At 71.3% G+C, this 8,264-nt stretch carries 4 protein-coding genes; 1 reads left to right on the forward strand and 3 read right to left on the reverse strand.

Annotation, left to right across the window (positions count from 1 at the left end; translation table 11 throughout):
* Nucleotides 1-67: 67 nt before the first annotated feature.
* From D7Y15_RS40675 to D7Y15_RS40685, 3 genes are all read right to left on the reverse strand, one after another.
* On the reverse strand, nt 68-1,573 hold the full coding sequence (locus tag D7Y15_RS40675) for a trypsin-like peptidase domain-containing protein (protein WP_120581170.1): 1,506 nt from the start codon (nt 1,571-1,573) through the stop codon (nt 68-70).
* A gap of 102 nt (nt 1,574-1,675) precedes the next feature.
* Nucleotides 1,676-3,265: a glycoside hydrolase family 57 protein gene (locus tag D7Y15_RS40680; protein WP_121755942.1), complete on the reverse strand. Its 1,590-nt coding sequence runs from the start codon at nt 3,263-3,265 to the stop codon at nt 1,676-1,678.
* A 26-nt stretch (nt 3,266-3,291) separates the two neighbouring features.
* Nucleotides 3,292-5,859 carry a DUF4912 domain-containing protein gene (locus D7Y15_RS40685; protein WP_121755943.1) on the reverse strand — a complete coding sequence of 856 codons (2,568 nt, stop codon included), beginning with the start codon at nt 5,857-5,859 and terminating at the stop codon, nt 3,292-3,294.
* Nucleotides 5,860-6,087: 228 nt separating this feature from the next.
* Between D7Y15_RS40685 and D7Y15_RS46170 the strand changes: the two genes are divergently transcribed.
* Nucleotides 6,088-8,264, forward strand: a 2,177-nt coding sequence (locus D7Y15_RS46170) for a glycosyltransferase family 4 protein (RefSeq protein WP_233605279.1), incomplete at its 3' end; no start/stop codon positions are given.

The raw sequence follows: 8,264 nt of genomic DNA on the forward strand, positions 1-8,264 counted from the left end.
CTGCGACGCCCCCACCCCCACCGCCGTGCTGTCACCCAACGAGACGTAGTTGACGCTCATCCCCAGCTCAAGGAACGGTCAGCGCGCGCAGCAGGCGTCCGCCGCCAGGGCCGGCCACGCGCAGCAGCAGCGTGCTGCCCTTGGGCGCGGCGCGGATGGCCGCGGCCAGCTCCTTCGCGCTCGCGATGGGCTTCTTGTTCGCCTCCACCACCAGCATGCCCGGCGTCAGCTGCGCGCGGTCCGCGGGCGAGCCCGGGACGATGTCGGTGATGAGCGCGCCGGCGCGCTCGGTGAAGCCCGCCTGGGACGCCGTGCGGGCATCCAGGTCCTGCAGGGACACGCCCACGCGGCGCGAGCTGTCCTGCTCGTCGGTGGCCCCCGGCTTCTTCTTGGACAGGCCCTCCAGGTCCGGCCGGGTGCCCATGGTCACCTTGACGTCCTGCTTCTTGCCGTCGCGGTAGAGGGTCAGCGTCGCGACGGTGTTGGGCTTCTTGAGCGCCACGGTGCGGGTGAGGTCGCTGTCGGAGCGCACCTGCTTGCCGTCCACGGCCACCACCACGTCGTCCGGCTTGAGCCCGGCCTTCGCCGCCGGGGAGTCGGGGGTGATCTGCGTGAGGATGGCGCCCTCGCTCACCGACAACTTCAGCGCCTGGCCCAGCTCGCGAGTGAGGGGCTGGATGCCCACGCCCAGCCAGCCGCGCGTGACGGCGCCCTCCTTCTCCAGCTGAGGCAGCAGCGCCTTGATGAGGTTGCTGGGCACGGAGAAGCCGATGCCCGTGCCGCCGCCGACGATGGCGGTGTTGATGCCCACCACCTCGCCCTTCATGTTGAAGAGCGGGCCGCCGGAGTTGCCGGGGTTGATGGCCGCGTCCGTCTGCAGGAAGTCGTCGTAAACGCTGGCGCCAATCTCCCGGGCGCGCGCGGACAGGATGCCCACGCTCACGCTGGAGGCCAGACCGAACGGGTTGCCGATGGCCAGCACCCAGTCACCCACGCGCACGGCGTCGGAGTCCCCCAGCTTCACGGCGGGGAGCTGATCCACCTTCTCCTTGATCTTCACCACGGCCACGTCGGTGAGCGGGTCGCGGCCCACCACCTCGCCCGAGAACGAACGGCCGTCGTCCAGGCGGATGGTGATGGTGACCGCGTCCTCGATGACGTGGTTGTTGGTGAGCACCAGGCCCTTGGGGTCGATGATGAAGCCGGACCCGGCGCCCTGGCGGATCTGCTCGCGCTCGCTGCGTCCGCCGCCGCGGCCCCGCCCGTTGCCTCCGAAGAAGCGGTCGAAGAGCGGGTTGTCCTCCATGCCTTCCGGCACTTCCGGACGGGCCTGCACGTCCACGTTCACCACGGCGGACTTCACCGACTCCACCAGGGGCGCCAGCGAGGCCAGCGACTGGGCCTCACGCGTGGCGGGCTGGAGGTTGCCAGCCTGACCGGAGGCCGCCTGCTGCGTCTTGGGCGCGGCCGGCTGCTGGGGTGCGGGAGCCTGCGCGAGGGCGAGCGTGGGCGACGCCAACACCAGCACGGCGGCCACGAGCTTGCGACGGGACGAAGGGAGCGTGTGGGTCATGGATTTCCTCAACCTAAAGCGGAAACGAAGCCCCGCAACCGGAACGACCGTGTCCGGTGACGGAAGGTGAACCCCCAGCCCGGCCGCCTGTTCCCGAACCGCTCAACCGGGCCGGTAGACGCGGTAATCCAGCTCGGGGAACAGGTTGTTGCGTCCTTCGACGTGGGACAGCCAGGACTCGTCGATGGTTCCACCGCGCACCTGGTCGTGCAGGCGCAGGAAGCGCTGCAGGTGCTCCTTCGTGCGGCGCACGGCGTAGTCCACCATGGTGCCGGTCTTCATGATGAAGGCCCAGTCGGAGGCCTGCGCCAGCAGCAGCTCGCGCGCGGCCTGGTTCAGCGCCCGGCGCTTGAGGGACGACGCGTCCGGGAAGTCCCGGGCCAGCTCCACCATCTGCCGCGCGGCGTGGTTCAAGTGCCGGTAGATCCAGTCGTTGGTCCCGTCCAACCACATGTTCGCGTACCCGCCCGCGCCCCAGGACGAAAGGGGCGGCGTGGCCACCTGGTTCTCCGGGTGCTCGCGCAGGTCGTCCAGCGGGCTGATGAGCTGGATGCGGCTGGGGTTGCGCGCGGCCTGGCGGATGAGGGCGTCGATGAAGTGGGGACCCTCGAACCACCAGTGGCCGAAGAGCTCCGCGTCATAGGGCGCGACGACCACGGGCTTGCGGCCGCCCATGCGCGACGCGAGGTATTCGAACTGGCGCTCGCGGTTGAAGAGGAAGTTGCCCGCGTGGACCCAGGCGCGCTCGCGGGCGGCGGCCGGGTCGTAGGGCTGCTTGTCGTTCGTCTTGCCGGTGATGCGGAAGTACTTGAAGCCGGTGTTCTTGCGGTCGCCGGTGGGCTGGATGAAGGGCCGGATGTAGTCCAGGTCCAGGTCCCAGCCGATGTCCCGGTAGAACTCGCGGTAGACGGGGTCGCCGGGGTAGCCGTGCTCGGTGCTCCAGACCTGCTGGCTGCTCTCCGGGTCGCGCGCGAAGGCGGCCACGCCGGGCTCGGTGAAGATGGGCGCGTAGGGGCCGTGCAGCGGGCGGGGCGTGGCGTCCGTGAGCGCGTGCGTGTCCGCGAAGAAGTAGCGGATGCGCTCGGCGGAGAGGATGCGCTCCAGGCCCGGGTAGTAGCCGCACTCGGCCAGCCAGATGCCGGCGGGGTCGCGGCCGAAGTTCTGGCGGTAGTGGTTCGCCGCCACCGTCACCTGCGCGCGCACGGCTTCCGGCGTCTGCTGCATGAGCGGCAGGAAGCCGTGGGTCGCGTTGCAGGTGAGGATGTCCAGGTGGCCGGAGTCCTGGAGCCTGCGGAACGCGGCCACCAGGTCGCGCCGGTAGTGGTTGTGGTACGCGAGCCGCAGCGATTCGAAGTGGTCGCGGTGGAAGACGGCCAGCGGGTGGAAGGTGGAGTCGTCCCGGGTGCGGTGCACCTCGCGGGCGCCCAGCTCGCAGAGCGAGTCCAGCCGGCGGGCGTAGCGCTCCCGCAGCAGGTCGTCGTTGAGCATCGACACGAGCGTGGGCGAGAGCGTCATCGTCACCCGGAAGGGGACGCGGTCCTCGACCAGTCTGTCGAACACGCGCAAGAGCGGCAGGTACGTCTCGGAGATGGCTTCGTAGAGCCAGTCCTCCTCGAGGAAGTCTTCGTACTCGGGGTGGCGAACGAACGGCAGGTGCGCGTGAAGGACCAGCGCGAGGGAGCCCAGGCTCATAGGTCGGTCGGAGAGGCCGTGCGGGTTCACTTCCGTCCACGGCGCGAGGGCCGGGACTTGGAGGACTTGGAGCCCGAGGGCTTGGGCTCCGGTGGTTTCTGGGCCGCCTTCGCGGGCGGGGACTTCGCGGCGTCCGACTTGGGAGCCACGGCGCTCGAAGCCGCCGGGGTCTCCACCTTCGGGGCCGGAGCCTCGACTTGCGCGGGCGCAGTGCGCGGAGCCTCGGCCTTCGCGGGCGAGGGGCTCGCGGAAACGGAGGCCAGTGCGGCCCGTCGCGCGGCCTCGCGGGCCTTGTCGAGGGCACGCTGTTCGGACGCGGAGGGACCGCGCGCCACGCTCAAGGCCCACGGGTCCTTGGGAGGCTCCGGCTCCGTGGGCCGCCACGAATCCGTGGTGGCCGCGCCGTGCATCGATGGACCGGACGGGAACGAACCCTCGGCGCCCACTGGAGACGATGTCGACGAGAGGTCCCGTGCTTCGAGCAGGTCACCCCGTGAGGTCGGGGACTCCGGAGACCAGGCATCCGAGCGCCCGGCCGCACCAGGCTGATCCGATGCGCCCGTCGCGCGATCCGCGGACAGGTAGCGCTGATCCGATGCGCCCACCGCCCGAGGCACGGTCAGGTATTGCTGATCCGACGCGCCCGTGGCGCGATCCACGGACAGGTAGCGCTGATCCGAAGCGCCCGCCGCACGCGACACGGTGAGGTACTGCTGGTCCGAAGCCCCTGCGGCACGAGGCACGCTCAAGTACTGCTGGTCCGACGCACCCGCGGCGCGAGGCACGGTCAGATACCGCTGATCCGAAGCGCCCGCGGCACGAGGCACGGTGAGGTACTGCTGGTCCGAAGTCCCCGGCGCACGCTGCACGCCCTGGGTCCCCTGCCCTCCCGCCACGTACCGCTGGTCCGAAGCGCCGGGTGCACGCGGCACGTCCAGATAGCGGTACTCCGAAACGCCGCCCGGCAGCAGCGCCTGACCGTGGCGCTGATCCGAAGCGCCCGTCGCGCGCGGCACCTCCAGATACGGAGTGCCCACCACGTCTCCACCGTACCGCTGCTCCGAAGCACCCGGAGCGCGCGGCACCTCCAGGTACGAAGGACCCGCGACGTCTCCACCGTAGCGCTGGTCCGAAGCACCCGGAGCCCGCTCCACGTCCAGGTAGCGCTGATCCGACGCCCCGGGAGGGCGAGACGGGGCCAGCACCGCGCCCTCACCGAGCGTCGCCTCCCCCACGCGCGCATACTGCTGGTCGGACGCCCCCGGCGCACGCGGCGCGCTCTCTAGATAGGCCTCTTCCGCGTAGCGCTGGTCCGAAGCCCCCGGCGCACGCGGCGCGCTCTCTAGATAGGCCTCTTCCGCGTAGCGCTGGTCCGAAGCCCCAGGGACGCGCGGCGCATCGACATAAGCCTCGGTGCGCTCACGGTGGACCTCCGGCACGTCCGCCAACCCGGCGCTCCCCGGCAGCTGCACCCGGCGCCAGGTGACGTACTCGCGCTCCTCCACCCGAGGGACGCGCACGGACGCCGCGGTGGGGACAGCTTCGCGCGACCGGTCCACCACCGGCGGAGGCGGCATGCGCAGGAACCGGATGGACGTGTCCGCCGACGGTCCCGCGGGCGGCAGCGTGGCCCGATTGGACGAATGTCCAATGCGGCGCGACCGGCCATCCGAACCGACGAAGTGCGCCTCCACCCGGTACGTTCGCCCGGGCGTCATGCCCTGCAGATAGAAGCTGCGCGACTCCAGCGCGAAATCCACCTCGCGCGACAAGCCCTCGCCGTCGAACACCTTCATCACCGCGCGCGGCGCCGGCAGGTCGTCCAGTGCCCGGCCCCGGCTCGCGTCACTGAAGTCCCAGAAGACGAAGAGCGTGTGCGGATCCCTCGCGAGCAGCACCATCGCGTCGTCCTGGTAGTCCAGGGGCAGCATGGCCAGGTGCTCGTTGCGCTCGGGCGACGCGTCCGCCGGAGGAAGGCGCGGCGCCTGCTCCTCCAGAAGGTGGTGGCGGCGCGCTTCCTTCTCCCCCGCCATCTTCGTCACGAAGAACCCCTCCACCAGGGGCTCGGCGGCGTGCGGCGGCTCGCTCGCGGGCGCGGGCGGCGCGGCGGCGGGCTGTTCTGCCTTGGGAGAACTCGACGGGCGCGGCGTGGGCGCTTCCGGCGACAGGGACACCGTGGCCTCGTCTTCCGGGTCGCGGCGCGCCTTCTCGCGGGCGGGGAACGTCACCACGCGCGCGGGCCGCGTCTTGGGGCCGCCGCTGGGCTCCGTGATGGGCTCCTCGGAAAGTTCTCGTGCCTGCGGCGCGGCGGCACTTTCGGGCGAAGGCAGGGGCACGGACTCGGGGGTCGGCCCCTTGGCGGAGCGGGAATCCGCAGGGCCGGAATCCAGCGTCCGCTCCTCGCCGCCCACGTCACCGGAGCCGCGCCGGGACGTCGCCAGGCCGGCCATGCGCGCGAGCCGCCCCAGGGCGGGAATGCGCTCGGCCAGCGAGGTGACCAGCTCCCGCCCGCGGGACGCGCCAGCTCCCTCCCGGAGGTATTTCCGGGCCAGCTGCCGCAGGTAGCTCACGGTGACGCCCTTCCGCTCATCCATGGACACCTCGCCTCGTTATGACGCGGCATACAGGGGGTCAACGCATCCGTCACGGGATGTGTTGTTCCGCCGACCCCCTTCAACTTCCGTCACGACCGATGACACCTCACCCCGGTCCAAGTATCCTGCGACCGCTTGAGCGACCTGCCCAGACTTCTCCTGTGCAGCTTTGACGTCATCCCCGGCCCGTCTGGCTCCTCACGCCGACTGACCGAGTATCTGAAGGCGTTGCCTGATCGCTTCTCCGTGGTGGTGCTGTCGGCGAAGACGCCCGACCACTCCCATATCGAGAAGTACCAGGGCGCCCGGCTGCTCCGCGTCCCGGTAGGCTCCGGGGACCTGGCGTCGCGCATCCAGTCCTTTGAACGGGCCGTTCGCCGCCAGCTAGAAAGCGAGGACTACGCCCTCGCCCACTTCACGGACCCCTTCGGCGGGTACGCGTTGTGCGAGCTGAAGGCGGACTACGGCTACCGCCTCATCTATGAGGCGCAGACGTTCCCCTCACAGGAGCTGCGCTACACCCATCCGCAGACGGACGGCGACCGCCGCTTCCTGTCGAAGATCCGCCGCCAGGAGCTGTTCTGCCTGATGAACGCGGACCTCGTCGTCACCGGCTCGCAGACGACGCGCGCGTTCATCCAGGGGCTGGGCGCGGCGGAGGACCAGCTCCGGACAATTCGCGCGCCGGTGGACCTGAAGCCGTACGACCCGGAGGTGCTCGGCGCCCCGGACGGTTCGCCCCTCAGGATGATGTACCTGGGCAGCCACGTGGGCTGGCAGGGCCTGCCCACCCTCCTGCGCGCCACGGCGCTCGCGGCCCAGCAGGTGGACGTGCGCCTGACGCTGGTGGGCGCGCACCATCCGGACTGGAAGCCGCACCTGGAGGACCTGGTCAACGACCTGGGTATCAAGGAGAAGGTCGACTTCCAGCCGCCCGTCGTGCACGACGACCTGGTCAAGGTGCTGGCGCTGGCGGACGTGGGCGTGCTGCCGCTGGACGACTCGGAGCGCAACCGGCTCCAGGGCGGACCGCTGGCCAAGGTCTCTGAGTACCTGGCCGCCGGCCGGCCGGTCATCGCCGCGGACCTGCCCGTCACCCGCGAGCTGATTCCGAAGGAGGCGGCCGTCTTCTTCCCTCCGGGCGACGCCCGCGCCCTCTCCGAGCGCATCCTGGACCTTGCGCGCGACGTGCCCCGCCGCGTGGCGCTGGGCAAGGCCGGACGCGCGTTCGCGGAGAAGGTGCTGGACGCGGGCCTCATCCGGGGCCAGCTGCTGGACCTCTACGATTCGCTGCTGGAGAAGCGCGGCCACGTCCCGGTCGAAGCCGCCAGCGAACCGCCCGACGTCACGATGACGGGCACGCCCACGAACCGCCTCGCGAGCCTGGGCATGCCGGAAGCGTCCCAGCCCGCGGTCGCGGCCAGGCAGCCCGCGAAGCCCGCGGCCCAGGCCGCTTCCGACGAAGCCGCCCCGCCCCCCGCGAAGGATGGCGCGGAGGACGCGCCCGTGGTGATGGGCATGGCCCTGGACGACGGGATGGACACCCGGCTCGTCAAGACCGAGCCGGACATGCGGCCGGACGAAGTGCCCATGGTCATGGGCCTGCCGCTGCGCGAGTCCGCAAAGGCCGCTCCGGCCCCCGCGAGCAAGGAAGCCACGCCGCCTCCGGAGCCCGCGGCCGCGCCCAAGACGACCGACGACACCGCGAAGAAAGAGGAGCCGGAACCGCTGGGAGGCCATGGCTCGGAGCCGGCTCCGCCCACGGAGATGGTGACGAGTCCCCTGGTGAAGGCCCTCGGATTGAAGGATGTCAGCGGGGACGACGCCGGGGATTCGGATGCGGAGGCCCGCGCCTCCGAGGATGGCTCCTCCGGAGCGACGGCGGTCGTGCGCCGGCCGGTGGAAGTGGAAGAAGACGACACGAGCACGCCGGCCCCCACGCCCGTCGTGCGCAGGCCAGCCTCCGAGGAAGAAGAACGCGCCCCCACGCCCATCGTGCGCAGGCCAGCCTCCGAGGAAGAGGCCCCCGCGCCCACGCCCATCGTGCGCAGGCCGGCCTCCGAGGAGGAAGAACGCGCCCCCACGCCCATCGTGCGCAGGCCGGCCTCCGAGGAAGAGGCCCCCGCGCCCACGCCTGTCGTGCGTCGGCCCCTGCCGGAAGACGAGCCGCCGGCGGCCACGCCCATCGTGCGCCGCCCCACCTCCCTCACGGAGGACGAGGAGCGCGCGCCCACGCCCGTCGTGCGCCGGGCCGGAGTGATGCGTGAGGAGGAAGAGGTCCCCGCGCCCACGCCCATCGTGCCCATGCGCTCCTTGCTGACCGGAGCGCGGAGCACGAACGCCGGCCGTGCGCAGCGGCCGCAGGACTCCGCTCCCTCTGAACCCCCGCGTCTCTTCCCAAGTCC

The organism is Corallococcus sp. AB030, assembly GCF_003668965.1.
GTDB classification, from domain to species: domain Bacteria; phylum Myxococcota; class Myxococcia; order Myxococcales; family Myxococcaceae; genus Corallococcus; species Corallococcus exiguus.

Coding starts and splice junctions, on each gene's coding strand:
- D7Y15_RS40675 (WP_120581170.1), bottom strand. CDS start 1,573: ATGACCCACACGCTCCCTTCGTCCCGTCGCAAGCTCGTGGCCGCCGTG.
- D7Y15_RS40680 (WP_121755942.1), bottom strand. CDS start 3,265: ATGAGCCTGGGCTCCCTCGCGCTGGTCCTTCACGCGCACCTGCCGTTC.
- D7Y15_RS40685 (WP_121755943.1), bottom strand. CDS start 5,859: ATGGATGAGCGGAAGGGCGTCACCGTGAGCTACCTGCGGCAGCTGGCC.